Source organism: Actinoplanes sp. CA-131856 (assembly GCF_050956135.1).
Classification (GTDB): domain Bacteria; phylum Actinomycetota; class Actinomycetes; order Mycobacteriales; family Micromonosporaceae; genus Actinoplanes.
This window is the reverse complement of the sequence record NZ_CP191849.1, coordinates 434,235-459,891: the sequence shown is the minus strand read 5'-3', so window position 1 is coordinate 459,891 and position 25,657 is coordinate 434,235. Positions and strand designations below refer to the sequence as shown.

The 25,657-nt window shown below is 70.5% G+C and carries 25 protein-coding genes and 1 pseudogene; 12 read left to right on the top strand and 14 right to left on the bottom strand.

Going from position 1 to position 25,657, the window contains the following annotated elements; translation table 11 throughout:
* Nucleotides 1–104: 104 nt before the first annotated feature.
* Both ACQP2X_RS02165 and pseI read left to right on the top strand, forming a co-directional pair.
* Nucleotides 105–557, top strand: coding sequence for a GNAT family N-acetyltransferase (locus tag ACQP2X_RS02165; RefSeq protein ID WP_498693997.1), 453 nt, complete (start codon nt 105–107; stop codon nt 555–557).
* A complete protein-coding gene (gene pseI / locus ACQP2X_RS02160; protein WP_498693996.1) occupies nt 557–1,585 on the top strand; it encodes a pseudaminic acid synthase in 1,029 nt (342 codons plus the stop codon). Before ACQP2X_RS02165 ends, pseI begins: the two co-directional genes overlap by 1 nt.
* Before the next feature lie 34 nt (nt 1,586–1,619).
* Here the strand turns inward: pseI and ACQP2X_RS02155 are convergent, their stop codons facing one another.
* The gene (locus ACQP2X_RS02155; RefSeq protein ID WP_498693995.1) at nt 1,620–3,455 is read right to left on the bottom strand and encodes a hypothetical protein; all 1,836 of its coding nucleotides are present in this window, start codon (nt 3,453–3,455) and stop codon (nt 1,620–1,622) included.
* A gap of 372 nt (nt 3,456–3,827) precedes the next feature.
* On the opposite strand from ACQP2X_RS02155, the gene ACQP2X_RS02150 reads away from it, so the two are divergent.
* Genes ACQP2X_RS02150 through ACQP2X_RS02140 form a run of 3 tightly spaced genes read left to right on the top strand, consistent with a single transcriptional unit; the run spans nt 3,828 to nt 5,165 of the window.
* The gene (locus ACQP2X_RS02150) at nt 3,828–4,190 is read left to right on the top strand and encodes a fluoride efflux transporter FluC (RefSeq protein ID WP_498693994.1); all 363 of its coding nucleotides are present in this window, start codon (nt 3,828–3,830) and stop codon (nt 4,188–4,190) included.
* A complete protein-coding gene (locus ACQP2X_RS02145) occupies nt 4,187–4,531 on the top strand; it encodes a fluoride efflux transporter FluC (protein WP_498693992.1) in 345 nt (114 codons plus the stop codon). The genes ACQP2X_RS02150 and ACQP2X_RS02145 overlap by 4 nt, the downstream gene beginning before the upstream one ends.
* Before the next feature lie 4 nt (nt 4,532–4,535).
* Nucleotides 4,536–5,165, top strand: a complete 630-nt coding sequence (locus ACQP2X_RS02140) for a GNAT family N-acetyltransferase (protein WP_498693991.1) — start codon at nt 4,536–4,538, stop codon at nt 5,163–5,165.
* Between the two features lie 333 nt (nt 5,166–5,498).
* Here the strand turns inward: ACQP2X_RS02140 and ACQP2X_RS02135 are convergent, their stop codons facing one another.
* From ACQP2X_RS02135 to ACQP2X_RS02085, 11 genes and pseudogenes are all read right to left on the bottom strand, one after another.
* Nucleotides 5,499–7,646: an MMPL family transporter gene (locus tag ACQP2X_RS02135; RefSeq protein ID WP_498693990.1), complete on the bottom strand. Its 2,148-nt coding sequence runs from the start codon at nt 7,644–7,646 to the stop codon at nt 5,499–5,501.
* An 84-nt stretch (nt 7,647–7,730) separates the two neighbouring features.
* A complete protein-coding gene (locus tag ACQP2X_RS02130; RefSeq protein WP_498700777.1) occupies nt 7,731–8,360 on the bottom strand; it encodes an RNA-guided endonuclease InsQ/TnpB family protein in 630 nt (209 codons plus the stop codon).
* A 45-nt stretch (nt 8,361–8,405) separates the two neighbouring features.
* A pseudogene (locus ACQP2X_RS02125) lies at nt 8,406–8,474 on the bottom strand (hypothetical protein); the annotation flags it as partial.
* A 46-nt stretch (nt 8,475–8,520) separates the two neighbouring features.
* Complete coding sequence (locus tag ACQP2X_RS02120) at nt 8,521–9,165, bottom strand: response regulator (RefSeq protein WP_498693989.1); 645 nt, start codon at nt 9,163–9,165, stop codon at nt 8,521–8,523.
* 28 nt (nt 9,166–9,193) lie between these two features.
* Entirely contained in the window at nt 9,194–10,495 is a 1,302-nt protein-coding gene (locus ACQP2X_RS02115) for a sensor histidine kinase (RefSeq protein ID WP_498693988.1), read from the bottom strand.
* A 77-nt stretch (nt 10,496–10,572) separates the two neighbouring features.
* Nucleotides 10,573–12,882: a hypothetical protein gene (locus ACQP2X_RS02110; protein ID WP_498693987.1), complete on the bottom strand. Its 2,310-nt coding sequence runs from the start codon at nt 12,880–12,882 to the stop codon at nt 10,573–10,575.
* A 51-nt stretch (nt 12,883–12,933) separates the two neighbouring features.
* The gene (locus ACQP2X_RS02105; protein WP_498693985.1) at nt 12,934–14,127 is read right to left on the bottom strand and encodes an acyl-CoA reductase; all 1,194 of its coding nucleotides are present in this window, start codon (nt 14,125–14,127) and stop codon (nt 12,934–12,936) included.
* Nucleotides 14,124–15,158 carry a LuxE/PaaK family acyltransferase gene (locus ACQP2X_RS02100; RefSeq protein WP_498693984.1) on the bottom strand — a complete coding sequence of 345 codons (1,035 nt, stop codon included), beginning with the start codon at nt 15,156–15,158 and terminating at the stop codon, nt 14,124–14,126. Before ACQP2X_RS02100 ends, ACQP2X_RS02105 begins: the two co-directional genes overlap by 4 nt.
* Nucleotides 15,155–16,384 carry an AMP-binding protein gene (locus ACQP2X_RS02095; RefSeq protein ID WP_498693983.1) on the bottom strand — a complete coding sequence of 410 codons (1,230 nt, stop codon included), beginning with the start codon at nt 16,382–16,384 and terminating at the stop codon, nt 15,155–15,157. The genes ACQP2X_RS02100 and ACQP2X_RS02095 overlap by 4 nt, the downstream gene beginning before the upstream one ends.
* A complete protein-coding gene (locus tag ACQP2X_RS02090) occupies nt 16,381–17,118 on the bottom strand; it encodes an SDR family NAD(P)-dependent oxidoreductase (RefSeq protein WP_498693982.1) in 738 nt (245 codons plus the stop codon). Before ACQP2X_RS02090 ends, ACQP2X_RS02095 begins: the two co-directional genes overlap by 4 nt.
* Nucleotides 17,111–17,356 carry an acyl carrier protein gene (locus tag ACQP2X_RS02085; RefSeq protein ID WP_097328818.1) on the bottom strand — a complete coding sequence of 82 codons (246 nt, stop codon included), beginning with the start codon at nt 17,354–17,356 and terminating at the stop codon, nt 17,111–17,113. The genes ACQP2X_RS02090 and ACQP2X_RS02085 overlap by 8 nt, the downstream gene beginning before the upstream one ends.
* A gap of 189 nt (nt 17,357–17,545) precedes the next feature.
* Here ACQP2X_RS02085 and pseB point away from each other — a divergent pair, with 189 nt between their 5' ends.
* From pseB to ACQP2X_RS02055, 6 genes are read left to right on the top strand one after another with little or no spacing between them, the layout of a single operon-like run.
* Nucleotides 17,546–18,526: a UDP-N-acetylglucosamine 4,6-dehydratase (inverting) gene (pseB, locus tag ACQP2X_RS02080; protein WP_498656593.1), complete on the top strand. Its 981-nt coding sequence runs from the start codon at nt 17,546–17,548 to the stop codon at nt 18,524–18,526.
* Nucleotides 18,526–19,650, top strand: coding sequence for a DegT/DnrJ/EryC1/StrS family aminotransferase (locus tag ACQP2X_RS02075; protein WP_498693981.1), 1,125 nt, complete (start codon nt 18,526–18,528; stop codon nt 19,648–19,650). Before pseB ends, ACQP2X_RS02075 begins: the two co-directional genes overlap by 1 nt.
* A 4-nt stretch (nt 19,651–19,654) precedes the next feature.
* Complete coding sequence (locus ACQP2X_RS02070) at nt 19,655–20,482, top strand: hypothetical protein (RefSeq protein WP_498693980.1); 828 nt, start codon at nt 19,655–19,657, stop codon at nt 20,480–20,482.
* The gene (locus tag ACQP2X_RS02065; protein WP_498693979.1) at nt 20,482–21,978 is read left to right on the top strand and encodes a class I SAM-dependent methyltransferase; all 1,497 of its coding nucleotides are present in this window, start codon (nt 20,482–20,484) and stop codon (nt 21,976–21,978) included. The genes ACQP2X_RS02070 and ACQP2X_RS02065 overlap by 1 nt, the downstream gene beginning before the upstream one ends.
* Nucleotides 21,975–22,700, top strand: coding sequence for a cytidylyltransferase domain-containing protein (locus ACQP2X_RS02060; RefSeq protein WP_498693978.1), 726 nt, complete (start codon nt 21,975–21,977; stop codon nt 22,698–22,700). The genes ACQP2X_RS02065 and ACQP2X_RS02060 overlap by 4 nt, the downstream gene beginning before the upstream one ends.
* Nucleotides 22,701–22,702: 2 nt before the next feature.
* Nucleotides 22,703–23,710: a PseG/SpsG family protein gene (locus ACQP2X_RS02055; RefSeq protein WP_498693977.1), complete on the top strand. Its 1,008-nt coding sequence runs from the start codon at nt 22,703–22,705 to the stop codon at nt 23,708–23,710.
* A gap of 35 nt (nt 23,711–23,745) precedes the next feature.
* Here ACQP2X_RS02055 and ACQP2X_RS02050 read toward each other — a convergent pair whose 3' ends face one another.
* Entirely contained in the window at nt 23,746–24,759 is a 1,014-nt protein-coding gene (locus ACQP2X_RS02050; protein WP_498693976.1) for an NADPH:quinone reductase, read from the bottom strand.
* Between the two features lie 9 nt (nt 24,760–24,768).
* Nucleotides 24,769–25,047: a helix-turn-helix transcriptional regulator gene (locus tag ACQP2X_RS02045; RefSeq protein WP_498693975.1), complete on the bottom strand. Its 279-nt coding sequence runs from the start codon at nt 25,045–25,047 to the stop codon at nt 24,769–24,771.
* Between the two features lie 138 nt (nt 25,048–25,185).
* Between ACQP2X_RS02045 and ACQP2X_RS02040 the strand changes: the two genes are divergently transcribed.
* Nucleotides 25,186–25,647, top strand: coding sequence for a response regulator (locus ACQP2X_RS02040; protein WP_498693974.1), 462 nt, complete (start codon nt 25,186–25,188; stop codon nt 25,645–25,647).
* The last annotated feature ends 10 nt before the right edge of the window (nt 25,648–25,657 follow it).

The following is a 25,657-nucleotide window of genomic DNA, read 5'->3' as shown; positions in this document are numbered from 1 at the left end:
TCACGCCGCTCGGATCGGTCGCGGGCGGGCCCCGAATGAGAAAAGAACCGCTGTGACCTAGGTCCCCGGCAGCCGGCTTGCCGGGGCGGCCATACTTTGACACTGTGCTGCGACCCGCGACCTATGCCGAACGCGACCTGATCCTGCCCTGGCGGAACCATCCGTCGGTGCGGGCGGTCAGCCTGACCACCCACGAGATCACGCCGGAGGAACACGCTGCCTGGTGGGAAAAGCGCTGGCAGACCGTGCTGATTTACGAGGATGATCGCGGCGTGCCCGCCGGCGTCGTCATCTTCAACGAGAACACCTGGTCCTTCTATCTCGACACCGAGGGCCTGGGCGACCGGCAGCTGGCCGCCTGGATGCGGCTCGAGAAAGAGGCCATCGACTACGCGTTCGGCACACTGGGGTTGGAAACGCTGGGCGGCGAGACCCTGGAAGAGAACAAGCAGGTGCTGGCGTTGCACCGGCGGTTCGGTTTCAAGGAGACGCGGCGCTACGAACGACTCGTCGACGGGGTTCCGAAGACGGTCGTCTGGACTGAGAGAGGGAAGTAATGACTAAGTTCGGGCCCGACAAGCGGCCGTACATCGTCGCTGAGATGTCGGGTAACCACAACGGCTCTCTCGACCGGGCGCTGGCACTGGTCGACGCGGCGGCCGACAACGGCGCGGACGCGATCAAGATCCAGACGTACACGGCGGACACCATGACCGTGGACGTGAAGCACCCCCGGTTCCAGATCTCCAAGGGCCACGAGCTGTGGTCCGAGGCGTACCTCTACGACCTGTACGAGCGGGCGCACACCCCGTGGGACTGGCACCAGCCGATCTTCGAGCGGGCCCGCGAGCGGGGCCTCCTGCCGTTCTCCAGCCCGTTCGACCGCACCGCGGTCGAGCTGCTCGAGAAGCTGGACGCCCAGCTCTACAAGATCGCCTCCTCGGAGATCACCGACCTGCCGCTGATCCGTCTCGCCGCGAGCACCGGCAAGCCGATCATCATCTCCACCGGCATGGCCTCGGTGAAGGAGATCGCGGCCGCGGTCGAGGCCGCGCAGGGTGTCGGCGCCACCGACATCACGGTGCTGAGCTGCACCGCGTCGTACCCGGCCCCGCCGGAATACACGAACCTGCGCCGCATCCCGGTGCTGGCCCAGATGCTCGAGCTGCCGATCGGCCTCAGCGACCACACGCTGGGCATCGGCGTGCCGATCGCGGCCGTCTCGTTCGGCGCCTGCCTGATCGAGAAGCACATCACCCTCGACCGCGAGGACGGCGGCGTCGACTCGGCCTTCTCGCTGGAGCCGGCCGAGCTCAAGGCGCTGCGGATCGAGTCGGAGCGGGCCTGGCAGGCGCTGGGCACCACCCACATCGGCCCGACCGAGGCCGAGAAGGAGGGCCTGCGGTTCCGCCGGTCGCTCTACGTGGTGACCGACGTGAAGGCCGGCGACCCGGTGACCGAGGAGAACGTCCGCTCGATCCGCCCGACCGGCGGCCTGGAGCCCGACGCGATCCGTACGGTGATCGGCCGCACCTTCACCCAGGACGCGGCCAAGGGCACCCCGCTCACCTGGGACCTGATCTAAAGAAATGGGGGGCCTTTTCGAAGGCCCCCCATTTTCACTGTCCTCGGCGCCGCAGCTTGCCGAGAGCCTTGCGGCCGTCGCGGCCCACGACCTTGTAGCCGGCCCGCGCGACCATCAGGATCCGGCCGGCCCAGCTCTTCTTGTAGAACTGGACTTCCCAGTCCATCTTGCTGACGGCCAAGTCGCGCGACTTGATCATCTGCTCGGTCCACTCCATCATCGCGAGCAGGTGACTCGCCTCGTACCGCTGGCGCCACAGCGCGTCGGTGAGCTCGCGGAAGCCCGGCACGTCGACCGAGGCCGTGCCCGGCGACACCGACAGCAGCTGGAGCCGCCGGTCGTGCTGCTGCTCCAGGTTCAGCTCGAACTCGGCCGACTCCAGGATCACCTGGAGGTCGACCGCACGGCGGATCTCCTCGGCGTCGACGCCCTGGCCGATCATGCCGAGCAGGATGGCGGTCAGGTCGACCGCGTGCGAGGTGATCGGCCACGGGTGCGGCTGGCCCGAGGTGATGAGCTGCACGGCGAACGCCCAGACGGCCCGCACCTGGGCCGTCTCCAGGGCGATGGGCTCGATCGGGGCCCAGCGGGTGGGCAGCAGCTCCGGCCCGTCCGGGCCGATGAAGACGTCGGCCAGGCCGGCCAGCCCGACCGGGCCGGTCAGGACGCCGTCGGGGGCCTGCGCGCGCAGCCACGCGTCGTACTGGGCCAGCTCGACCCGGATCTGCCGCAGGTTGTCGGTGGCGGCCAGGTGGAGCAGGCGCTCCTCCAGCACGTAGCCGCGGTCGGCGCCGGGCGCGGCCGGCTCGCTGACGCGGCGCAGGCCGTACCGCTCGACCGGGGCCTCCAGCGACTGGAGGACGCTCGTGCGCACGCCGTCGGCGCCGGCCGCGATCTCGTAGACGAAGGTGCCCCGCGGGTCGCCGATGAGCAGCTCGTGACCGGGCGCGACGGGCGCGGCGCCGGCCGCGCGGGCGACGACGAGCCAGGCCGCGGCCACGGTGCTCTCGGCGCCGGCGCGCACGGCCCGGTTGATCAGGCGGCGCGGGTCGGTGAGGACCGGGCGGTTGCGGAAGGCGGTCGCGTACGCCTGCGAGAGCGCCGTGCCGAGCCGGGGCCGCAGCGGCGAGGAGACCTCGCCGAGCAGGCCCTCGCCGACCAGCACGGTCGGGGTGGCGGGCTCCGGGAACGCCGCGTACGACGAGCCCACGGTCAGGCCGGCGTCGCTCAGCCGGGCGATCAGCTGCTCGCGGGAGGCCGGGCGGTGGACGTCGTGCTCGTCCACCGGGTACCAGGCCGAGTCCTGGCGCTCACGGGCACCGGGCTCGAGCCGCAGGGTGTGGTGCAGCGCGAAGTTGTTGTCGTGGAGCAGGATCAGCGCGCCGTCGGGCCGCACGGCCGAGGCCAGGCGGTCGATCAGCTCACCGGCGGACAGCTGCTCACCCTCGGTGGAGTTGAGCCGGCCCACGCCGTCGACAGCGACCACGACGTCGAAGGTGGCGGCCGGGTCGACCTTCAGCACCGAGCCGCCGAGCACGGTGACCCGCGGGTTGGCCCGCGCGGCCCGCTCGGCGTCGCCGAGGGAGCGCAGCAGCCAGGTGACCGCCGCGCCGCTGTCGGCCAGGGCGGCCACGATCTCCGGGGAGTGCGGGCCGGCGATCAGCACGGTGCGGCCCGGACCGGCGTGTTGCGCGAGAAGGTGGAGCAGGACGGCGCCGCGCGGCAGGGCCGGGCCCCGCTGCTCGTCGAGATCGGTCCAGTTGAACATCTCGCCACCGATGCGCTGAAGATTGTTCACCGGCGGCGCGGTCAGCGCGGCCGTGAAGTTCGTGCCATCGGTGGGAAGCAGAGCAGAGGCGCGCTCCGACATCACTCAGACCTCTCTGTTGCTGCGGGCCGGCCCAGGTCGTCGGGGGTCGCGGAGGCGTCGCCGTCTCGGCCCGTCATTTCGACGCCGAAAGGTACCATTCAAGGTTAGTAACTGCTCGGATAGTTGGGGCCGCAATCTCAGGCCACGCGGCTACAGCAATGGGGTCATTTGTCGTTAAAGCCCCTGCCCGCGCGAGTCGTCCCCGGCGGCCAGAGCTTATCACCTGTGTCGCGCATCACCGTTTTCCCCAGGAGCCTCGCTCGCCGCGCGACCAGCAAGATCATCGCCTACAGTGGACGACCAGAGACCGGCCGGGGTGGGCGCCGCCACGTCTGCCCCGGCCTCCTCGGCCATGGCTATACCGTGATCATCGTGGTTCTGGCGGTGATCTCCCTCGGCGGCGTGCTCGGCGCGCTGGCCCGCTACGGCCTGACGCTGGCCTGGCCGCACGACGCGGACGGCTTCCCGTGGGCGGTCTGGACGATCAACGTGTCCGGCTGCTTCCTGATCGGCCTCCTCTACGTCTGGCTCGGACGTTTCCGCCCGCGACAGCGCCTCGTACGCCCGTTCCTCGGCACCGGCTTCCTCGGCGGCTACACGACCTTCTCGACCGCCATGACCGACGCGCTGACCGCACCGACCGTGACCGGCGCCGTCTATCTGCTCACCACCCTGGCCGGCGCGCTGCTCGCCGTCTGGGCCGCGACCCTCCTGGCCGAACGGGTGCCCCGATGACCACTGTCCTCCTGGTCGCGGCCGGTGCCGCGGTAGGCGCGCCGTTGCGCTATCTGACCGGCCAGGCCGTCAAGTCCCCCTGGGGCACCTTGATCGTCAACCTGGGCGGGTCATTGCTGCTCGGCTTCCTGATCGGCCTTCACGTCAACCCCACGTTGTCGGCGCTGCTGGGCACGGGCTTCTGCGGCGCCCTGACCACGTACTCCACCTTCAGCTGGGAGACGCTCACCCTCGCCCGCTCGGACCGTCCCCACCGCGCCCTCGTATATGTGACGGCCAGCATCATCCTGGGCTTGAGCGCCGCTTTCCTCGGCCGCTTCCTGGGCAGCCACACACAATAGGGTCATGGAGCTCGCAAAGATCCTGGAAGCGGCGGCCGACGGCTACTTCCCGCCCCCGAACGGCGGCGTCACCGTGGTCCCCCAGCCGAGCAAGCGCGACGCCGGCGTGCTGGCTTTCACCGCCCACACGGTGATCTTCCTGGACGAGGACCCCGACTGGATCACCGCGACCCTGGCCACCATCGACGTCGACCCCCTGGCCAGGACCATGCACCCGCTGTTCCTGACCGCCCTGCTGACCCGAACCGGCCGCTCGGCCGACACGATCGACCTGCTGACGGTCGCACCAGCCCGGCCCGGGCCACCCCCGCTCCCCCTCCACCGCCAAGATCAAGACCACGCCCGTGTACGCCGGGCCCAGTCCCACCGCGACGACGTCCAGGCGTGGTGGACCGACGGCGGCGTGCTCACCCTCGGCCGGGGCGTGGCGGGCCGCTGGGAGATCTCGGTCGAGGTGGACGAGGCCGCCCGCCACCGGGGCCTGGGCCGCCTGCTGGCCACCGCCGGCCGCCATCTGGTCCCACCGGGCGCCTGGTTGTGGTCGCAGCAGTCCCCCGGCAACGCCCGGAGCGTCCGAACTTTCCAGGCTGCCGGATATCGCCCGATCGGTTCCGAACTCCTGTTGTCCCCGTAGGCACAGGCGCCGGGCGCGCAGCCGTGTCGCGGCTCTCAGGCCGTTTCGAACCGCCTCTACCGGCCGGTCGCGGGCCGCCCTCGCCGGCCCTTCGCGAGCCCGCCAACCGGTCCATCCCGACCCCCCACCCACCCGGGGACAGCGATGAACCCTACGCCGCTGTCAAACGCGAAGACCCCACTTGTCCACAGCCCGATAGACCAGCATTCACCGCCCTCCACAGGCCCGAACCGGCAAGCCCCACAGGCCGCGCGGAAGCGCACGGCCCATGAAAACCCCAGAGCGCACAAAAGCGGCGCCACTCCGAAGAGCGACGCCGCTTAGTTCGCAATCTCAGGCCGAGATGAGCTCACGCGACGGCACCGGAGCGTCCGGCGTCGCCGGCGGCTCGTGGGCGATCTGCGGCAGCCAGCCCAGCCAGCGCGGCAACCACCAGTTCTTCTCGCCCAGCAGCGCCATCACCGCCGGCAGCAGGACCGCCCGGATGATCGTCGCGTCCAGCAGGACCGCCGCCGCCAGGCCGATGCCCAGCTGCTTCGTCGACGCCAGCGGCAACGTCGCGAACAGCGCGAACACCGCCACCATCACCACCGCCGCGCTCGTGATCACGCCCGCCGTGCGGCCGATTCCCTCACGCACCGCCTGCCTTGTGGTCAGGCCCCGGTCGTGTCCTTCGCGGATGCGGCTCAGCACGAACACGTGGTAGTCCATCGACAATCCGAACAGGATGATGAACAGGAACAGCGGCATCCAGTTGATGATCCCGTCGGCCGCGTGGAAGTCGAGCAGGCTCTCGAAATGGCCGTACTGGAAGACGAAGACCAGCATGCCGTACGCCGCCGCCACCGACATCAGGTTCAACACGACCCCGGTGATGGCCACGACCACCGACCGGAACGACACCAGCAGGAGCAGGAAGGCCAGCCCGAGCACGAATCCGAACACCCACGGCAGGCTCGCGCTCAACCGGGCGTTGAAGTCCGCCTCTCCCGCCGCCTCGCCCGTGACCAGCGCCGACGATCCGAACACGGTCGGCACCACGTCCTCACGCAGCAGCGGCAGCGCGTCCTTGTCGGCCAGCCCGACCGAAACCACGGTCACCGTCCGGGCCGGGTTGACCTCCACCTCGACCGGCCCGGCGAGCTGCCCGCCGCTGGCCTCGACCGCCTTCTCGAACTCGGCGATCTTCCGCTGGTCCACAGGCCCCTGGAGGACCACTTCGGCCGGCGAGATGGAGCTGGGGAAGGCCTCTTCGACCGCCTTGTACGCCTGAACGATCGCGGCGTCCGGCGGAAGATCCTCAATTCCCTCGCCCTTCGTCCGCAAGTCGAGCGCCGGCCAGGCCAAGGCGCCCAGCGCCGCCACCGCGACGATCGCCGAGATCAGCGGCTTGGCCAGCACCACGCCGAGGAAGGCGTTCCACATCCGGCCGTCGCTGCGCTTGCGGTACAGCCCGGGAATCTTGATCGCGTCGACCTTGTCGCCCAGGGCCGACAGCAGCGCCGGCAGCACGGTCAGCGAGCCGAGCACGGCCGTCGCCACCACCAGGATCGTGCCGACCGCGAAGCTCGTGAAGGTCGCGTCGAACGTCAGGAACATGCCGGCCATCGCCACGATGACGGTCAGCCCGGACACCCAGATCGAACGGCCCGACGTCTGCGCGGCGATCACCAGGGCGCGGTGCGGGTCGGCGCCGTTGCGCCGCTCGTCACGTTCGCGGCGGATGTAGAACAGGCAGTAGTCGACACCGACGGCCAGCCCGACCAGCAGCATCACGTGCATCGTGGTGTCGACCGTCGGGGCGAACCGGCTGGCGAAGGCGAGGAGCCCGATGGCCGCGACCACCGCCATGACGGCCAGCAGCACCGGCAGGAACGCGGCCACCACCGCGCCGAACGCGATGAGCAGGATGCCGAGCGTGACCGGGATCGACAGCAGCGACAGCGTGTGGAGTCCCTTGTCGAGGTCTTCCCCGATCAGCTTGTCCCCGCTCGCGTCACCACCTTCGGCGATGTAGAGGCCGGGATGCTTCGCCTGAACGGCAGCCACCGTGTCGAGGGCCGGGCCGACCCGGTCCGAGGCCGTGTCGGGATCGCCGCTGATGCCGAAGGTGACCAGCGAGGAACGCCCGTCGGCCGACTGGATCGCCGGTTGCACGTCCACGACGTTCGCGGTCTTTTTCAGCGCCGCCGTCACATCGGAGACGGCCGCCGCCCGATCGGACGACGAGCGGTTCTGGACGATGACCATCTCGCCCGCCGGCTGCACCGGGAAGCCGGCCCCGTCGATGATCTGATCGGCGCGCTTGGAGTCCCCGTGCCCCTGGTCGGCCCCCGTGGCCTCGACCGCCTGGAACTGTCCGGCGAGGACTGTCACTCCGATGACAAAGGCGATCCACCCCAGAATCGCGAGCGTCCGATGCCGGGCGCTCCACAACGCGGCACGAGCCGCGATCCCTTTCACGTTCCCCCTGGTTTCCATGGGGAAAACGCTATGGAGACGGGTGAGGACGTTCGATCCCCTTGACCCCCGTCTTGCAGGTAGGGTTAGCCCTACCGTTACCTCTCAATGCGCTCTGCTGAACGCAAAGTCGGTAGCCCCGCCTTGCGGAGGGGCGGTCCCGGTCTGACCGACTGATGCCGTGCCGGGTTGACGCTTCACAGCCACCAGCCCACCAAGATGGGTCTTACGGTCGGCTCCACGTCCTGCCACCGGGCCACTCCCGGCGGTGCGGTACTCAGCTGCAAGAGCAGCCAAGTTACGGGCGGCATTGAGATCCCTGTCCAGAATCAGGCCGCACTGCTCACACATGTATTCGCGCACGGACAGGGCCAGCTTGGATTTCACCGCGCCGCAGGCCGAGCAGGTCTTGCTGGAGGGATACCAACGGTCGGCCACCAAGAGGCGGCCACGCTTGTGCAGGCTGTCCCGGCGCAGGTTGGCCACTCGGGCGTGCGCGCGGCTGAGTCTGGACCGAGCACGTTGCCAACGGTTCGATGGCCGCTGACTGGTCCGGCGGTCCGGTCCCTGCCTGCGAGCCATCGTCCGGCTCAGCGAGCGAAGCCGCGCCAAGGAGCCGGCCAGATGGCGAGGATTCGCGACCAGCTCGCCGGTGGACAGCGCGACGAGATGCCGGATGCCGACGGCGATGCCATACGAGCGTTCCGCCGTTCGTTGGTCAATCACCGCCTTCACCCGTGCGAGAGCCCAATTGTGGGCGACGCGAGCGGCCCCAGCATGGGCAAGGGCGTTGCGTTGCTGTCCAGGGGTCAAGTCAAGGGCGAATCGGTATGCCTGAAGGACTTTCATGCTGGCCGCTTCCGTTGTCCGCCGCGACCACAATAGACCTGATCGTCTATCCCTGGAGGTAGGCCAGCACTGCCATCACCCGGCGGTGTTGTTCGTCGTCCTGGTGGAGGCGCAGCTTGGTGAAGATGTTGCGGACGTGCTTCTCGACCGCGCCGTCGGTGACCACCATCTTGCGGGCGATCGCCGTGTTCGACAGGCCCTCGGCCATCAGGCCCAGCACCTCGCGCTCGCGGGGCGTCAGCGTGCGCAGCGGGTCGTCGCGGCGCCGGCGGACCAGCAGCTGGCTGACCACCTCGGGGTCGAGCACCGTGCCGCCGGCGGCCACCCGGGCCAGGGCGTCGAGGAACTCCGCCACCAGTGACACGCGGTCCTTCAGCAGATAGCCGACCGCGCCCATGCGGTCGGCCAGCAGGTCGTCGGCGTACGAGACCTCGACGTATTGGGACAGCACCAGGATGGGCGTGCCGGTGACCAGGCCCCGGGCCTCGACGGCGGCCCGCAGGCCTTCGTCGGTGTGTGAGGGCGGCATCCGGACGTCCACGATGGACACGTCCGGCTTGTGCTCGGCGATGGCGGACACGAGGGAAGGCCCGTCGCCGACGGCCGCCACCACAGTGTGACCGTTCTCCTCGACGAGCCTCACCAGTCCCTCGCGCAACAGGACCGCGTCATCGGCAATTACCACCCGCATGCCGCCATGCTGTCAGATGCGGGGTTGTTCAGAGGGGCAGGGCCGCCGTGAGGTGTGTTCCACCGGTGGCGGGGCTGGTCACGTCGAGCAGTCCGCCCGCCGCCTGCACCCGGTCGGCCAGGCCGGCCAGGCCGTGTCCCTTGGCCAGGCTGGCGCCGCCGACGCCGTCGTCGCTGACCGAGACCAGCAGGCCGGCCTGGTTGCGCTTGACGGTGACCTGCACCTCGCTGGCGTGGCTGTGCTTGGCCACGTTGGTGAGCGCCTCGGCCACCACGAAGTAGGCCGTCGACTCGACCACCGGGTCGAGACGCTCGGTGACCGGTGCGTCGAGGTCGACCGGGACGGTGCAGCGGCCGGCGAGCGCGGTCAGCGCCGCCTGGAGGCCCCGGTCGACCAGGATCGGCGGGGCGATGCCGCGGGAGAGGGCGCGCAGCTCGTCGAGGGTTTCGCGGGTCTGTGCGAGCGCCTCGGCCACGGTGGCCCGGGCCGCGTCGGGGTCGGTGGCGAACTGCTGCTCGGCCCGGCCCAGGTCCATGGCCAGCCGGACCAGGCGCTGCTGGGGGCCGTCGTGGATGTCGCGTTCGAGGCGGCGCAGGGCGGTGGCCTCGGCCGAGACGGCGGCCGCCTTCTGCTGCTGGGCCACGTCGCGGGCGGCGTTGGCCTGGTTGACCTGTTCGCGCAGCTCGTTGACGCCGCAGAGCAGGCCGCGGGCGAACCAGGCCTCCATCAGGGCGGCGCCGCGCACGACCGGGTAGAGCGTGCCGGCGAAGAAGACGCCGATGGCGAAGTAGAAGATCAGGCGGGTGCTGGTGGCGTCGCCCATGCCGAGAAGCTCGGGCAGGTCGTGCCGGTCGGGGCCGTCCGGGATGGCCCAGTCCCAGAGTGGGACGGTGAGGCCGCTGATCGCGGCGGCCCACCAGGTGATCACGAAGCTGAAGCCGATGGTGTTGGGGATGAAGCGGAACATCCCGTGCAGCATGTCGAGCCACGACTGGCCGTCGGCCATCGGCGTGAAGGTGCGGCGCAGCAGGTCACCACCGGGGTTCTTCTTGTACGCCGGGTGTGGCACCTTGTGGCCGAAGACGGGGCCGATGCGGGCCCGTTCGATGGTGGCGAAGCCGCGGGAGACCATCAGGGTGCCGACCAGCAGGGGCAGGCCGACCCAGATGACCACGAGGCCGACGCCGGTGAAGAAGCCGGTCATGCAGACGACCAGCGTCACCAGCCCGAGCGGGAAGCCGAGGAGCACGTACTGCGTGTCGATGCCGATCCGGCGCAGGAGCCGGACGGCGGGGGCCTGCGAGGGCGCGGGTGAGGCGTACGTCGTCATGCCGTTGACGTTAGGCATCGGCGCCCCCCGTTCCGATCCCGCTGACCGCCGTCTGTTTGGTAGGGCTGGCCCTACCGTCACGGTAGTTGATAGATGCTCACCGGCCCGGAACGGTAACGGAGCGTCGCCACGCTCGCCAAGTTCCCGGAGACGCCGCCCTGGGCGCGGTCGTCGCCGAAGAGCCATCGAACCTTGTACCGCCGGTGGATCTCGGCCACGTCGGCCGGGCGGCCGTGGGCGAAGACCCGCTGGTTGAGCTGGAAGGCGGCCTGGTCGGGGGCGGGCTGGTACATGTAGCGCTTGCCGCCGACGCCTTCGGCCGCGACCGCCGAGTCGGTGTAGCCCCAGCTCTCGACCAGCGTGCGGCGCCCGCCGAGCCCGGCCACCCAGAACGCCCGGGAGTCGCACTCGGGGGTGCCGGCGATCGGCCGGCAGTGCACGTTGGTGGCGACGAGGTCGTAGCGGCCGGCGTGGTGGTCGAGCCAGGCCGCGGCCTGCATCTCCTGCGGCTGGATGACCCGTTGCCGGTCGAGGGCGGGCCGGGGCGAGTGCGACCACTTGACCGCGCTCACCACTCCGCGCGCCTGCTGTTCGGCCCCGCCGACGAGCCCGGCCATCAGGGTGGCCGCGATCAGCGCCGGGAAGATCGCCCGCCAGGCCAGGCGGCCGGTCCGCCGCCGCCACAGGTGCAGGGCGATGAGGGTGACGATCAGCGCGACGGCCGCCGTGAGCAGGAGCGGCTCGGCCAGCGCCCAGGCCCAGCCGGACTTGGTGGGCGGCTTCGGGGCGGGCACGCGAGGGGCGATGGCCGCCCAGAGGCCGCCGGCGATGGCGCCGGCCACCACCGGGCGAAGGCTGCGGGCCTGGTCGGCCAGGAGCCAGGCGGTGAGCACGGTGCCGAACGGGACGGCGCACAGGTAGAAGTAGTTCTGGCTGGCCGACGGGTGCCACAGCAGGTACGCCGCGCCGGCCCCGGCGGTGATCATGCCGGCGAACAGCCACGCCGCCGGTTCGCGGCGGGTACGCCCGAGGGCGATGCCGGTCACGCCGAGCAGCCGGGGCGCCTGCATGATGATCCACCAGGCGAGCAGCCCGGCCAGGAAGATTCCCCCGGTCAGGCCGGCGTGCTCGACGCCGTACGGAACCTCGATCGTGTCTTCCCGCCCCAGGGTCTGCCGATAGGGCGCCACCCAGTAGAGGACGGCGAGCGGCTCGAGCTTGAGCGTGCCCGCGCCGCCGCCCGCGAACAGCTTGAAGCCGACCACCACGGCCGCCAGCACCAGGCCGGAGAAGCCGAGCGTGGGAAGCAGCCGGCGGCGCTCGCGGAGCAGCACGATGAGCACGGCGGCGGCCATTCCGGCCAGGAACGGCGGCAGCGCGCTCGATTTCGACCCGGCCACGGCCAGGGCCAGCGGGAAGATCACCAGCCATCCCCAGCCCAGCCGGCGCCCTCGCAGCACGTCGACGGCGAACAGGATCAGAAGACCGAGCAGACCGAGGACGTACGTCTGTGAGGGGCTGACGAAACTGATCGGGATGACGCCGATCGGGGTGACCGGGCTGCCGAGCAGCAGCGGGAAGGCCAGAATGGCGGCCACACCGCCTCCGGCCCCGGCCCACCAGCGGCCGCTGAGCTCGCGGATCAGCGCGGCGCACACGAAGATCGCGACCCCGGCCACCGGCACGAACCACAGGCGCAGCAGCACGACCGCCGGGTCGATGCCGGTGATCATGCTGCCGACGGCGATGTCGGCGTCGCTCAGATAGTGGTAGTGCAGCGCCTCGCCGGCCACCTGCGGCACCTGGAACGGCATGGCCCGGGTCATCTCGTGCACGAGCGCCAGGTGGTAGAGCAGGTCCTGATAGATCGCCCCGCCGGCCGGCGGCAGAGGGCTTCGGATCCAGTTGGGGTACGCCACGGCGACCACCAGCAGCAGACCGGCCGCGACGATCCACGACCAGAGCGCCGGCAACGGCCGCGGCTCGCTCATCCGCCAGTGCCGCCGCAGGCCCGGCACGGCCAGGAACAGCACCACGATCAGCGCCGGCCACCAGGGCAGCAGCCAGAACCAGTCGAGGGCGGCGGCCAGCGCCCACCCGCCGAGCAGGAGCAGCATGCCGGTGGCGGCGCCGAGCCCCAGATCCTCCGGCAGGTTGCCCCGGCTGCCCCGCAGGGCCCGGTGCGCCAGCGTGCCCGGCAGGACCACGCCCAGGGCGAAGTACACCGTGTAGAGCGCGATCTCGGCGACGGAGACACCGGTGTGGAGCAGGCCGGCGACGAGCGCCGCGGCCGGGAAGAGCCACGGCAGCGCCCGGAGGGCCACGGAAGTCAGGCACGAACGCGTCGAGACCGCCGGGGGTCCGGCGGTCTCGAGAACAGCTGTCACACAGGGAGCGTAATCAGCCCGGTCACGTTCCGAGGCTGGTCGTAGCCCCCGTCACAGGGAAAGCGTCGTCAATCGGGTGAACTCGCGCGGAAGGTCGTAGCCGTCCCAGATCGATCCGAACGTGAGCGCCTGACCGAACGGCACGATCCGGTCGACGCCGCGGCCGGCCAGTGCCTGGCCGAACTCGCGGAGCTCGTCGGCGCCGAAGCCGAAGTGGCTGAACGTCTGGTCCTGGCGGTTCATCGCCGGCACCAGGTCGAGCAGCGAGCCGACCTCGGCGAACGGGAACGCGCCGGCACCGATCCAGCGCCGCGGCGCGTCGGGCACGGTGACCAGCGACATCGCGGTGACCGAGTTGGCCGGGAACGTCATCGAGGAGATGGCCCCGGTGGCGGCCAGGCCGTACGCGTTGACCCGCTTCTCGACCGCCATGGCCGCGTCGATCTCCCAGCCGCGCTGGCCGGAGACCTCGATCAGCAGCTCGACGAACTCCTCGCGCACGTCGCCGGTGTCCTCGCCGACGATGAACACGGTGCGCGGCGACGAGCAGGCGGCCTGGTCGAACCAGTAGGCGTCGTTGGTGAAGCCGAGGACGCCTTCCCGCTTCCGCTTGTCGTCGGCCGCGCGCCAGCCCGCGGCCGACAGCGCCGCCCACGACGTGCGGTCGGGGAAGGTCAGGTCGCGCGCGGACGGGCGCAGCTGGTGCTTGCGGATCGCCTCGACGGTGTTGTCGCCGCCCCAAATGACCCGCAGGTCGGCCCACTTGCTGAGGGCGCCGGTGATGGCGTCGTCGCGACCGTAGGTGACCATCCGCTGGGTGCGGCCGATGATCGGGTCGGAGTCGGCCAGCACCTCGTTGAGCGCGCCCAGGATGGTGTCGGCCGCGGTGGCCGAGCGCTCCGAGATGCGGACCACGTTGTGGTTGCCGGCCAGCGCGGACAGCGCCCACGAATACACGAAGATCGTGTCGACGTTCGCCGGCGGCACGTGGAAGACGTTGCCGCGCGGGAAGACCAGGGCGTCCTCGTGCTGCATGTGCTCGACCACGCGGTGCAGCTCGGCCGGGCGCAGGAAGAAGCCGAGCGAGCCCAGCTCCGGGTGACGCCGCGCGACGGCCGGCACGAGCAGCTTGCGGGCCAGCTTGCCCAGGAAGTCGACGACCCGTGGGTCACCGACGGCGAGCCGGTCGGCCGAGGGGGCGGTGAGGTCGCCCTCGGCCCCGAACCGGTACCTGATCGTGGTCACGCCGCCTCCCGGTAGGTGTCGGAGCAGCCGCGGGCCTCGGCCCGCGGGAGCCGGCCGAGCACCGAGAAGCGCTTGCCGGGCCAGTCGCCGTCGTCGACGCCGTGCACCACACCGAGGTCCTCGGTGAGGATGATGTGCCCCGGATATGAGGTCGGCAGCGTGCTGATCACCTCGATCAGGCCGGGCTCGCCGACGGGCTGCTCCTCCCACGTCTGCGGGTTGCGGATCACGATGTCGGCGAAGTCGGGGCAGTAGAGCGAGCCGCCGGACTTCCCTTCGAGGAAGACCGTGCCGATCTGCTCGATCATGCCGTAGTAGTTGTGCACGCTGGTCAGGCCGACGCCGGCCAGCCGGGCGCGGAACTCCTCGGGCGAGACGGCCTGGTCGATCAGCTTCTTCCAGCCGCCCGAGTGGATCAGGATGCCGTTGCTGAGGTCGAGGCCGTTGTCGCGGGCCACCTCGTAGAGGTGCAGCCACACGAGATAGGTGAAGCCGAAGATGAGGAACGGCTCGTTGCCGTACTTCTCCAGGAACTCCTTGAGGGCCGGCAGGTCGACGTGACCCTCACCGTCGAGCGCCCAGACGTGGTTGCGGCCGAAGTTCGACATGCCGAGCACGCCGGCGCCGCGGGCGCTGAACGACTTGCGGTCCTTCAGCATGGCCTTGGTGTCGACCAGGATCATCGGCAGCCGCTTGGGGCCGAGCACGCTCTGCACGGTCGCGCCGAGGCGCCGGGTCTGCTCGGCGGCCGACTCCTTGTCGAGGTAGATCTTGCTGACCTCGCCGGTGGTGCCGCTGGAGGTCAGCACCTTGTAGATCTCGTCGTCCGGGATGCTCTTGAGCTCGAGGTTCTTGAACAGCCGCACGGGCAGCCAGGGCAGGCCCGCGATCGAGTCGGCCGGGGTGTAGCCGGAAGCGGCGAGGATCCGCTCGTACGGCTCGCACTTTTCCCGGTGATGCTCGACCAGCGCGGAGAGCTCCTTGAGAAGGACCTCCTCCTTCGCGGCCTGAGGGAGGGTGAAGACACTCACAGCGAAGACTCCAACGCGCGATAGTCGATCTTGCCGTTCGGCAGCAGCGGCAAGGCCTCAACACTACGCACGTTCACGCCGGTGAAGTGTGTCCCGAGCCACTCCGCGATCTTGGTGCGGAGGGTGCGGGCCTCGTCGTCCGAAATGCCGGTGGCGAAGACTTCCAGCTTGTCGTCGCCGGCCACCGCCGTCACCGGGAAGTTCTTCTCGACGTCGTCCAGGTTGATCCGGACGCCGAAGACCTTGGCCATCCGCTTGATCCGGCCGGTGATGAACAGGAAGCCCTCGTCGTCGAGCCGGCCCAGGTCGCCGGTGCGCAGCACGCCGCCCTGTTCGTCGCCCTTGACCAGGTCGGCCGCGGTGTCGGCGTAGCCCATCATCACGTTCGGGCCGTGGAAGACGACCTCGTCGTCCTCGATCGTGAAGTGCGAGCCGGGCAGCGCGAGGCCGACCGAGCCGAGCTTCTCGGCGAGGCGGTCCGGCGGCAGCGTGGTCATGCGCGGAGCGGCCTCGGTCTGGCCGTACATCACGAAGAGCCGGCCGCCGACCTTCGCCATCCGCTCGGCGAAGTCGGTGACCAGGTCGGCCCGCAGGCGCCCGCCGGCCTGGGTGAGGTTGCGCAGAGCCGGATATTTCGCCGGGTCGAAGCGCAGGCGGCGCAACATCTCGTACTGCGACGGGACGAAGGCCATCGAGGTCACGTTGTGCCCGACGGCGGCCGCCCAGAAGTCGCGCTGCATGATGCCGGTGCGCTCGAGGACGACCGTGGCGCCACGCAGCAGGTGCGAGTTCAGGACCGACATGCCGTACGAGTAGAAGAGCGGCAGTGTGGTGATGGCCACCGAATCGGCCGTGATGTCGAGAACCTGGGCGATCTGGTCGGCGTTGGTCTCGACGGCCGACGCCGAGAGCCGGACCAGCTTGGGGTTGCCGGTCGAGCCGCTGGTGGTCAGCAGGACCGCCAGATCGGGGTGCACCTCGGTGGTGCTGAACCGCTCGACCAGGTCGCTGTGGTCGCCGTCCGGGTCGAGCAGGACGACCGGACGGCCCAGCCGCAGCGCCGCCAGATAACGCGCGATCGACGCGACAGTGGTCTCGATCGGGAGGAAGACCACCCCGCCCGGCTCTTCAGCCAGGACGGCGGCCGCCGCCTCGATGGTCTCTTCGGTCAGCGTCTCGCCGGTGGCCGCGTCGACGACGCGGGCACCGGGGTGGAACAGGTTCACAGCTTGAGTCCTCCGTCGACCCCGATCACCTGTCCGGTGACGAAGCGGGCCTGGTCGGAAAGAAGGAAGGCGATCACGTCGGCCACGTCCTCGGCCTCGCCGAGCCGGCCGAGCGCGGTGTCGCCGACGGTCTGCTCGCGGCCCTTCTCGTCGAGGGTGTCGAGCATGTCCGTACGGATGAAGCCGGGCTCCACCGCGTTGACCCGGATGCCCTGCGGCCCGAGCTCCTTGGCGGCGGAACGGGCCAGCGCGGCCACCGCGCCCTTGGACGCCGAGTAGGCCGCCTGCCCGGCGATGCCGCGGCTCGCGGTGATCGACGAGAGCAGCACCACGGCCGGGTTCTTGCCGCGGGCCAGCAGCCGCGCGGCGCCCCGCAGGGTGAACACGGCGCCGGTGGCGTTGACCGCGAACAGGCGCTCGATGGTGGCGTCGTCGGTCATGCCGAGCATGCCGGCCGCGTGCGTGCCGGCGTTGACGACCAGGGCGTCGAGGCGCTTGAAGTTCTGGAACGCGAGCTGGACCAGCGCCTTGCTCGTGGCGGGGTCGGCGATGTCGCCGTGCGCGTGCAGCACGGTGACGCCGAATTTGTCGCCCAGCTCAGCGGCGACGGCGGCCACCGCGTCGGCGCCGTGCCCGTGCAGGACCAGGTCGTAGCCGCGCTCCGCCAGCTTGGTGGCGGTCGCCTTGCCGATGCCGCGGGAGGCGCCTGTGACCAGGGCCGCCCGGTCACTCATTGAAGTTGATCCCGTACTTACCGAGGATGCTGATCGCTTCCTGGAAGCTCGACATGTTGATGACGTCGTCTGTGTCAATCATCACCGAGAACTCGTCCTCGATGGTCGCCACCAGGGACATGTGCGCGAGCGAATCCCACTTCTCGTTGTCCTGGTACCGCAGGTCGTCCACGGGGGCGTCCGCCGGAAGGTCGAGGGCGGTACGGAACGCCTCACGCAGTCTCTGCAGTTCGCTCACGGGGTAACTCCAAGGGGGTGTGGACAGAGGATTCTAAAACTGACGGTGGCTCATGAAGGCCGGGCCAATGCTAGCTGAACACAAGGTGAACTACGGTGATCGTTTGAGCTTGACCCGCGAATCGGCAGGTCGGATGGTTATGCTTCCGGCTCGTACTGCGTCCTGTCCCACCCCCCGGGAGAAAATCAAGTGTCTGTTCTGAGCGGATCGTCGATCCTGGTCACCGGCGCGACCGGTTCCTTCGGAAAGGCGTTCCTCAACTACGCCCTGACCCACCTTGACCCGCAGCGCATCGTGGTGTTCTCCCGGGACGAGCTGAAGCAGTACGAGCTGCGGCAGATGTTCAACGATGACCCGCGCCTGCGCTTCTTCCTCGGCGACATCCGCGACAAGTCGCGCCTGGAGCGCGCCATGCACGGCGTCGACTACGTCGTGCACGCCGCCGCGCTGAAGCAGGTCGACACGGCCGAGTACAACCCCTCGGAGTTCGTCGAGACGAACATCAACGGCTCGCAGAACGTGATCGACGCCGCGATCGACAAGGGCGTCAAGAAGGTCGTCGCGCTCTCCACCGACAAGGCGTCGAGCCCGATCAACCTCTACGGCGCCACCAAGCTGGTCGCCGACAAGCTCTTCATCGCCGGCAACCACTACGCCGCGACCCACCCGACGCGCCTGGCCGTCGTCCGTTACGGAAACGTTATGGGCAGCCGCGGCTCGGTCGTCCCGCTGTTCCGCAAGCTCGCCGCCGAGGGCAAGAGCCTGCCGATCACCGACAAGCGGATGACCCGCTTCTGGATCACGCTCCCCCAGGCCGTGAAGTTCGTCGTCGACTCGTTCGACGTGATGCAGGGTGGCGAGCTGTTCGTCCCGCGCATCCCGAGCATGCGGATCCTCGACCTGGTCGAGGCCGTCGCCCCGAACTCGCCGACCCACGAGATGGGTGTCCGGCCGGGCGAGAAGCTGCACGAGGAGATGATCGCCTCCGACGACAGCCGCCGTACGCTGCGCTTCCCCGACCGCTACGTGGTCCAGCCGGTCGTGGCCAGCTGGGGCTACGAAGCCCCCGAGGGCGGCGAAGAGGTGCCGGACGGGTTCAACTACCGCTCCGACAACAACGACCTCTGGCTGTCGGTCGAGGACATGCGCGCCCTCCTCGAGGAGAACTGATGCTGCCCTACGGGCGGCAATCCATCGACGAGTCGGACGCCGAGGCGGTCGTCGCGGCCCTGGGCAGCGACTGGCTGACCACCGGGCCGCGCGTCGCCCAGTTCGAGGCGGACATCGAAGCGGCGGCCGGCGCGCCGGCCGTCACGGTCACCAACGGCACGACCGCGCTGCACACGGCGTACGCGGCGGCCGGGGTGGGCGCGGGCGACGAGGTGGTCACCACCCCGATGACGTTCGTGGCCACGGCCTCGACCGCCATGATGCTGGGCGCCAAGGTCGTCTTCGCCGACATCGAGGACGACACCGCCAACATCGACCCGGCCGCTGTCGAGTCGCTGGTCACGTCGAAGACCAAGGCCATCGCCGCGGTCGACTACGCGGGCCACCCGGCCGACTACGACGCCCTCCGCAAGATCTCGGAGGGCGCGGGCGCGGTGCTGATCGGCGACGCCGCCCACTCGATCGGGTCGTCGCTGAACGGCCGCCCGGTCGGCTCGCTGGCCGACCTGACCACGTTCTCGTTCTTCCCGACGAAAAACCTGACCACGGCCGAGGGCGGCGCGGTCGCCTCGATCCGTCCCGACCTGCTGGAGCGTGCCCGCACGTTCCACAACGTCGGCATGGTCAAAGACCCGGCCAAGCTGCGTCACGCCGACGAGGGCGGCTGGTTCTACGAGGTGCAGGAGCTCGGGCTGAACTACCGGCTGCCCGACATCCTGTGCGCGCTCGGCAGCTCGCAGCTCAAGCGGCTCGGCGCGTTCAAGGCCCGCCGCCAGGAGCTGACCGCCCGCTACGACGCGCTGCTGGCCGACGTGCCCGGCCTGCGGCTGCCGATCCAGCGTGAGGGTGTCGACCCGCTGCGTCACCTGTACCCCGTTCGGGTTTTGGATGGCCGTCGCCGTGAGGTGTACGACCGTCTGCGCGAGGCGGGCATCGGTGTGCAGGTCAACTACATCCCGGTCTACTGGCACCCGGCCTTCGAGGAGCTGGGCTACCGCCGCGGGATGTGCCCCGTCGCGGAGGCCTTCTACGCTGAGGAGCTATCGTTGCCGCTCTTCGTCGACCTCAGCGATGCCGACCAGGACCGAGTCGTCGAGGCGCTGCGGACCATCCTCGGGAGCTAGACGGGTGCACCACGCCAACCACTTCTACGGCCACGCGCACATCCTCGCGGAATACTGCGGCCTCGATCCGGACGATCCACCCCGGATCAACGGCTTCGTGCAGCACGGCTGGAACGTGGTGGACGGGCTCGGCTACGGCACGCCTTATGTGCCGGGCCGGCCCATCCTCGTCTACTCGGAGCGCACGAGGCGACGGGCGTGGTCGATGGGGCGCCGGCATGTCACGGTGATCGGCGCTCCTTTCCTGTACCTGCTGACCATGCGCCCCGAGGACCCGGACGCTCCCCCGCGCGAGGGAACCATCTTCTATCCGTTCCACGGCTGGGAAAATCAGCAGGTCGTCGGCGACCACCGGCGTCAGGTCGAGGAGATCCTGGAGACCGAGGACGGCCCGGTCACCTTCTGCCTCTACTGGAACGAGTTCCAGAACGACCAGGTCCGGGAGTCGTACGAGCAGTACGGCCGCGTGGTCTGCCACGGTTACCGCGGCAAGCAGTGGCTCGACACCGACCGCTTCTTCCTCGACAAGCAGCTGGCCGAGCTGCGCCGGCACAAACGCGTGGCCTCGAACAGGCTGAGCAGCGCGATCTTCCACGGCGTGGCCGCCGGCTGCGAGCCGGCCGTCTACGGCGACCCCATGCACCTCGACCGGGAAGACCTGCCGATGGCCGAGCGGATCCGCCGCGAGTGGCCCGAGCTGCACGGCAAGCACCTCGACATGACCGTCGCCCGGCCGTCGGCGCTCAGCGAGCTCGGCGACGGCTACCTCGCCTCGCCGGCCGAGCTGCGCGTGCTCCTCGGGTGGAGCGCGAAGGCTAGGGTGCCCGCGTGATGGAGATGATCGGGGGCGAGATGCCCTCCTTCACCGAGGACCGGCCGCCCGCCGGGGGCGCCCTCTACGGATATCTGGCCGGCCTGCTGCCCGACGGCGCCGAGGTGCTGGTCGCCGGGCCCCACGACGACGCGCTGATCGGCGCGCTCGCCGCTCGCGCCACCGTGACCTGCCTGCTCCGCTCCCAGCCGGACGCGATCGAGCGGGAGGCCGGCGGGGTGCGGGTGCTCTGCGGCAGCCTGGCCAAGGTCCTCGACGAGGAGCGCTACGACGTCGTGGTCGCCCTCGACGGCCTCGACCGCCTGTGCTCGGTCGAGGGACCCCAGCTCGACTGGGTGGAGAGCCTGCGGGCGCTCAAGCGCCTGCTGCGCCCCGGCGGCACCCTGCTGCTGGCCGTCGAGAACGAGCTCGGCCTGCACAAGCTGGTCGACCCCACCTCGGCCACCGCGTCGCAGGCCGACAGCGCCTGGCGGCCGCTGGGCGAGTTCGACACCAAGCCCGGCAACCCGGGCCGCCTGGCGAGCCGGCTCGCGGCCGAGGGCCTGGCCGTCGACTGGCTGGGCGCGGCCTGGCCGTCCCCGGCCGCGCCGACGTTCATCGCCACGCCGAACGCGCTCCAGGACGGACCGGCCGACGCGCTGGCCGCCGTCACCGCGAGCGCCGCCGCCCGGGCGTACGCCGGAACCCCGGTCCTGAGCGATCCCCGCCGGCTGGCCGCGGCCGCCGTGCGCGGCGGCCTCGGTCCCGAGCTCGCCTCGGCCTGGCTCGTGGCCGCCCACCGAGCGCCCCGCCCGGCGGCCGCCCTGGCCCTGCCGCCGGTGCTGATCGGCGACGGCCCGGTGGTCGAGCTGGCGCACGGTAACGGCGGGTGGACACGACGCGTACTCCGTGAAGTCGCTGGTCAGGACCTCTCCGCGCTGAACGGGCCGCTGCCGGAAGGTCGCCTGCTCGAGGAGTTGCTCTTGGCCGCCTGCCTGCGGCACGATCTTCCGATCGTGCGGCGGTTGCTCACCGGCTGGACCTCCGCGCACCCCGGCGCCGCCGCCGACAACGTGGTGGTCCACGAGAACAACTACACAGTGCTCGATCCCAGCGTCCCGCCACAGACCGACGTGATCCGCCGGTTCGCGCAGACGCTGCTCGGCGGTGGCTACGCGCACCCGTGGCCGGCCGCCATCGATCTTCCGACCCTCACCTCGATCCTGTACGCCGCCGCCGGTCTCCCCGGCGACGACGAGGAGCCCGGCGAGGAACCCCCGCTGCCGGACTCGCGCCGGGAGCACGAGGAACAGATCCGGGCGCTGCGCCGGCAACTGGCCGACGCCGCCTCCCGCGCCCAGTGGTTCGAGCGTGAGCTCAACCGCCGGGACTCCGAACTTCGCAAGGCCCGCATGCAGATCGCCGCCTTCAGCGGCTCCGTGAGCTTCCGTGTTGCAAAACTCGGAGTCGGGGTAGCCCGCAAGGCCCGCAATCGCCTTCGAAAAGGACTTTCATGACAACCCTCGGCATCATCCAGGCCCGGATGGGCTCCTCCCGGTTGCCCGGCAAGGTGCTACGCAAGCTGGGCCGCCGCAGTGTGCTCGAACGGGTGGTCCGGGCCGCCGCGCAGAGCGGTGTCCTCGACACCATCGTCGTGGCCACCACCACCGAGCCCGACGACGACGCCGTCGCGGCCGAGTGCGCCGCCCTCGGCGTGCCCTGCTACCGCGGGTCGGTCGACGACGTCCTCGACCGCTTCCTGGGCGTGCTGGACGAGCACGAGAGCGACGTCGTGCTCCGCTTCACGGCCGACTCGCCGCTGCTCGACCCCGAGCTGATCGCCCGCGCCTACCGGGTGTTCATGGCCGCCGAGGCCGACTACATGACCACGTCGATCGTCAAGACGCTGCCGCGCGGGCTGGACGTCGAGGTGGTCCGCACGCCGGTCCTGCGCGAGATCGACGCGCTCGCCACCGAGCACCACCGCACGCACGTGACGTCGTACATCTACACCCACTCGGAGGAGTTCGACGTGATCGGGCTGACCCTCCAGCCCGACCTGTCGCACCTGCGGCTCACCCTCGACACCGAGGACGACTGGAAGCTGATCGAGGCGATCGTCCAGCACTTCGGCGACGAGCCCATCTCGGTCCGCAAGCTCACCGACTGGCTGGCCGGGCGGCCCGACCTCACCGAGCTGAACGCGCACGTCCTTCAGAAGGCTCTGGTACAGGCGTAACGGTGACGATCGTCGGAATTCGCTGCGACGCCGGTGCCCGCACCGGCGTCGGGCATCTGGTCCGCTGCGTGGCCCTGGCCGAGGAGCTGGTGTCGCGCGGAGTGTCCGTCCGGTTCCTGAGCGACCTGGGCGGCGTGGAGTGGGCCGAGGCCCAGCTCACCCAGCGCGGGCTGCCCTGGCACCCGGCCCCGTTCGACGAGGTCGGCCTGGTCGCGGCGGCCGAGCGGCTCCAGCTCGACGCGCTGGTCGTCGACTCGTACACGCTGCCGCCGCAGCACACGGTGGCGGTCCGCCGGACCGGGCTGCCGGTGCTGGCCATCGTCGACGGCGACTTCCGCGGGCAGTCGGCCGACATCTACGTCGACCAGAACCTGGACGCGGTCATCGAGGTCGAGGACGCGGTCGGCCTGGCCGGGCTCGACTACGCGCTGCTGCGGGGCTCGGTGCGGCAGTTGCGGCCGCTGTCGCCGCCGGTGCACACCTCCGGGCGTACGCCCAAGGTAGTGGCCTTTTTCGGCGGCACCGACGCCTATCGCGCCGCCCCCGCCATCGCCCGCCTGCTGGCCCTGACGGAAGCGCCCCTCGACGCCACGATCATCGGGGCCAACGAGGAGCTGCGGCAGGAACTGCACACGGTGACGCCGGCCGAGGGGCAGCGTTTCGAGATCATCCCGCCCACCGACGACCTGCCGAAGCTGCTGGCCGGGGCCGACCTGGCGGTCAGCGCCAGCGGAACGTCGACCTGGGAGCTGCTCTGCCTCGGTCTGCCGGCCGCGCTGGTCTGGGTGGTCGACAATCAGATCCTGGGGTACGACCGCACGCTCGCCCGCGGTTTCGCGGCCGGCATCGGGCAGCTCGGCCACTTCGGCCCCGACGCGGTGACCACCCTGCGGACGCTGCTGACCGACCCGGCCCTCCGCACCGATCTGGCGCGGAAGGCCTGGGCCGCGGTCGACGGCCAGGGCGTCAGCCGGGTGGCCGACGCGCTGCTGGCCAAGGCCGCTGGTTAGGGCCGCTGGTTAGGGCCGCTGGTTAGGGCCGCTGGTTAGGGCCGAGTCACCTCGATGACGACCTTGCCGACGGCGTTGCCCTCGACGGCCTCGTGCGCGGCGCCGGCCTGCTCGAACGGGTAGCGCAGAATCGGCAGCCCGGCCTGTTCGCCGACCCGGAAGGCGCCGGCGTTGACGGCCTCGGCCACCGCGGCGACGGCGTTGTCCTTCTCCTCGGCGCTGGTCGTGTAGGTGAGCACGAAGTCGAGGCTGACGTTCTTGAGCATCGCCTTGAAGCTCGGGATGGTCACCTTGCCGCCGACATAGATGGCGATGTTGCCGCCCGGCGCCACGACGTCGAGGTCGATCGGCAGGTTGTCGGTGCTGACCTCGACGATGATGTTCGCGCCGCCCTCGGCCAGCTCGGCCACCCGGGCGACCACGGCCTCCTCGCGGTAGTTGACGACGGCGTCGGCCCCGGCGGCCACGGCGAGGTCGGCCTTCTCCTTGGACGAGACGGTGGTCAGCACCCGCGCCCCGGCCCACTTGGCAAGCTGGATGGCCGCGTTGCCGACCGCGCCGGCCCCACCAGCGACCAGCACGGTCCGCCCGTCGAGGGCGCCCGGCGCGAGCCGCTGCGGCCCGTCGCTGGCGAGAGTGAGGCAGCGGTGCGCGGTCAGCGCCGGAATGCCGAGAGCGGCACCCACCTCGAAGGGAACGTCGTCGTTCATCCGCACGACCTGCCGCCGCGGCAGGACCACGTATTCCTGTGCGGTGCCGTTCTCCCGCCCGTAGCCGCTGTCCCACACCCAGACCCGGTCACCCGGCTCGAGCCCGGTCACCCCGTCCCCGACGGCGTCGACCACACCGGCCCCGTCCTGGTTGGGCACCCGCGGCGGCGACACGCCGTCCGGCACACCCTTGCCGGCCCGGGTCCCGGTGTCGGTCGGATTGACCGCCGACAGCACGATCCGCACCCGCACCTCCCCCGGCCCCGCGGGCGGCAGATCCCGCTCCTCGATCTGCAGAACGGACGCCGGACCAGGCTCGTGGAACACAGCAGCACGCATCTCCCCACCCTAGGACCAATGGGTCGTCGAGGTCCCGCCGAAGGAGGCGAGGTAGACGTCGGGATCGATATCAGGCTCGGGCTGAGGGCGCGCGTCGAGGAACAGGCCCAGGGCCGCGATCACCCTGAAGACCAGCCCGACCTCGACGGTCGGCTTACCCGCCTCGAGGTCGGAGAGCCACCGCCGGCTGACGCCGGCGCGCTCGGCCAGCGCCATCTGGTTGAGGCCGGCCGACTTACGGCTGCTGCGCACGTACCGCCCCAGGTCATCCGGATTGTTCAGCCTCATCGAGCCTCCCGCTGTGCACGTACGCGCACATTCTAAAAGATGTGCACGTACGTGCACATTCGCTCGGCGACCTCAGCGATTCGGCGGGCCGTCCGAACTTCTCTGTGATCGCTGTTCCTGCGGCTCCTGGAGGTCCGCGTGCCCACCGTGCTGATTGCCGACGACGACGCCGACCACCTCGAGCTCATGAGCCTGGCGCTGGAGCGGGCCGGCCACACCGTGATCCGGGCCCCGGACGCCGAGTCGGCCATGTCCGTGCTGCGCGGTGGGGGTGTCGATGCCGCCCTGCTCGACGTGCGGATGCCCGGGGAGAGCGGCATCGAGCTGTGCGAGCGGCTCCGGCGTGAACCGGCCACGGCGTTCCTGCCGATCATGGTGGTCAGCGCCGACGTGAACGACCAGCGGATCCTGCACGCCATAAACGCGGGGGCCGACGACTACATGCCCAAGCCGTTTCATCGGGAGGAGCTCTGCGCGCGGCTCGACGGATTGTTGCGGCACCGGCCCGGCGTGAGCCGCCCGCCGGCCGCGGTGGCCGCGGCGGCGCGGCACTCGGCCCGCAAGAGCTGGTCGGGGACGGAGCGACAGGCAGTCAACTGACTGATCCCGG